The organism is Sporosarcina ureae (assembly GCF_002082015.1).
Taxonomy (GTDB): Bacteria; Bacillota; Bacilli; order Bacillales_A; family Planococcaceae; genus Sporosarcina; species Sporosarcina ureae_A.
This window is the reverse complement of record NZ_CP015109.1, coordinates 2067501-2070000: the sequence shown is the minus strand read 5'-3', so window position 1 is coordinate 2070000 and position 2500 is coordinate 2067501. Positions and strand designations below refer to the sequence as shown.

Sequence of the window (2500 nt, the reverse complement as noted above, 5' to 3'; positions counted from 1 at the left end):
ACCTATCCACCTCATCATCTTTGAGGGATCTTACTTACTTGCGTAATGGGAAATCTCATCTTGAAGGGGGCTTCATGCTTAGATGCTTTCAGCATTTATCCCGTCCATACATAGCTACCCAGCGATGCCTTTGGCAAGACAACTGGTACACCAGCGGTATGTCCATCCCGGTCCTCTCGTACTAAGGACAGCTCTTCTCAAATTTCCTGCGCCCGCGACGGATAGGGACCGAACTGTCTCACGACGTTCTGAACCCAGCTCGCGTGCCGCTTTAATGGGCGAACAGCCCAACCCTTGGGACCGACTACAGCCCCAGGATGCGACGAGCCGACATCGAGGTGCCAAACCTCCCCGTCGATGTGGACTCTTGGGGGAGATAAGCCTGTTATCCCCGGGGTAGCTTTTATCCGTTGAGCGATGGCCCTTCCATGCGGAACCACCGGATCACTAAGTCCGTCTTTCGACCCTGCTCGACTTGTAGGTCTCGCAGTCAAGCTTCCTTATGCCTTTGCACTCTGCGAATGATGTCCAACCATTCTGAGGAAACCTTTGAGCGCCTCCGTTACTCTTTAGGAGGCGACCGCCCCAGTCAAACTGTCCACCTGACACTGTCTCCTGCCCGGATCACGGGCAAGGGTTAGAAGTCCAATACAGCCAGGGTAGTATCCCACCAATGCCTCCTCCGAAGCTGGCGCTCCGGAATCCAAGGCTCCTACCTATCCTGTACAGGCTGCACCGGAATTCAATATCAGGCTACAGTAAAGCTCCACGGGGTCTTTCCGTCCTGTCGCGGGTAATGCGCATCTTCACGCATATTATAATTTCACCGAGTCTCTCGTTGAGACAGTGCCCAGATCGTTACGCCTTTCGTGCGGGTCGGAACTTACCCGACAAGGAATTTCGCTACCTTAGGACCGTTATAGTTACGGCCGCCGTTTACTGGGGCTTCAATTCGGAGCTTCGCTTGCGCTAACCCCTCCTCTTAACCTTCCAGCACCGGGCAGGCGTCAGCCCCTATACGTCATCTTACGATTTTGCAGAGACCTGTGTTTTTGCTAAACAGTCGCCTGGGCCTATTCACTGCGGCTCTCTCGGGCTATTCACCCTACCAGAGCACCCCTTCTCCCGAAGTTACGGGGTCATTTTGCCGAGTTCCTTAACGAGAGTTCTCTCGATCACCTTAGGATTCTCTCCTCGCCTACCTGTGTCGGTTTGCGGTACAGGCACCTCCCGCCTCGCTAGAGGCTTTTCTTGGCAGTGTGAAATCAGGGACTCTGGAGATTAAATCTCCTCGCCATCACAGCCTGGTGTTGGATGAGAACGGGATTTGCCTCGTTCTCCACCTCACTGCTTAGACACACAACCAACTGTGTGCTCACCCTATCCTACTGCGTCCCCCCATTACTCAAACGGCGGGGAGGTGGTACAGGAATATCAACCTGTTGTCCATCGTCTACGCCTATCGGCCTCGACTTAGGTCCTGACTAACCCTGAGCGGACGAGCCTTCCTCAGGAAACCTTGGGCATTCGGTGGAAGGGATTCTCACCCTTCTTTCGCTACTCATACCGGCATTCTCACTTCCAAGCGCTCCACCAGTCCTTCCGGTCTAGCTTCAACGCCCTTGGAACGCTCTCCTACCATTGACCCTAAGGTCAATCCACAGCTTCGGTGATCTGTTTAGCCCCGGTACATTTTCGGCGCAGCGCCACTCGACCAGTGAGCTATTACGCACTCTTTAAATGATGGCTGCTTCTAAGCCAACATCCTGGTTGTCTGGGCAACGCCACATCCTTTTCCACTTAACAGATACTTGGGGACCTTAGCTGGTGGTCTGGGCTGTTTCCCTCTCGACAATGGATCTTATCACCCACTGTCTGACTCCCAAACATAAATCATCGGCATTCGGAGTTTGTCTGAATTCGGTAACCCGGGATGGGCCCCTCGTCCAAACAGTGCTCTACCTCCGAGATTCTTTCGTTTGAGGCTAGCCCTAAAGCTATTTCGGAGAGAACCAGCTATCTCCAGGTTCGATTGGAATTTCACCGCTACCCACACCTCATCCCCGCATTTTTCAACATACGTGGGTTCGGGCCTCCAGTCAGTGTTACCTGACCTTCACCCTGGACATGGGTAGATCACCTGGTTTCGGGTCTACGACCCCATACTCATTCGCCCTATTCAGACTCGCTTTCGCTGCGGCTCCGCTTTCTCAGCTTAACCTTGCATGGAATCGTAACTCGCCGGTTCATTCTACAAAAGGCACGCCATCACCCATTAACGGGCTCTGACAATTTGTAAGCGCACGGTTTCAGGATCTATTTCACTCCCCTTCCGGGGTGCTTTTCACCTTTCCCTCACGGTACTGGTTCACTATCGGTCACTAGGGAGTATTTAGCCTTGGGAGATGGTCCTCCCGGATTCCGACGGAATTTCACGTGTTCCGCCGTACTCAGGATCCACTCTGGAGAGAATGTGCTTTCGATTACGGGGCTTTTACCC

At 53.4% G+C, this 2500-nt stretch carries 1 rRNA gene (running past both ends of the window); it reads right to left on the bottom strand.

The features are described from left to right. A 23S ribosomal RNA gene (locus SporoP17a_RS10195) occupies positions 1-2500 on the bottom strand (it extends past both window edges: 63 nt to the left, 367 nt to the right).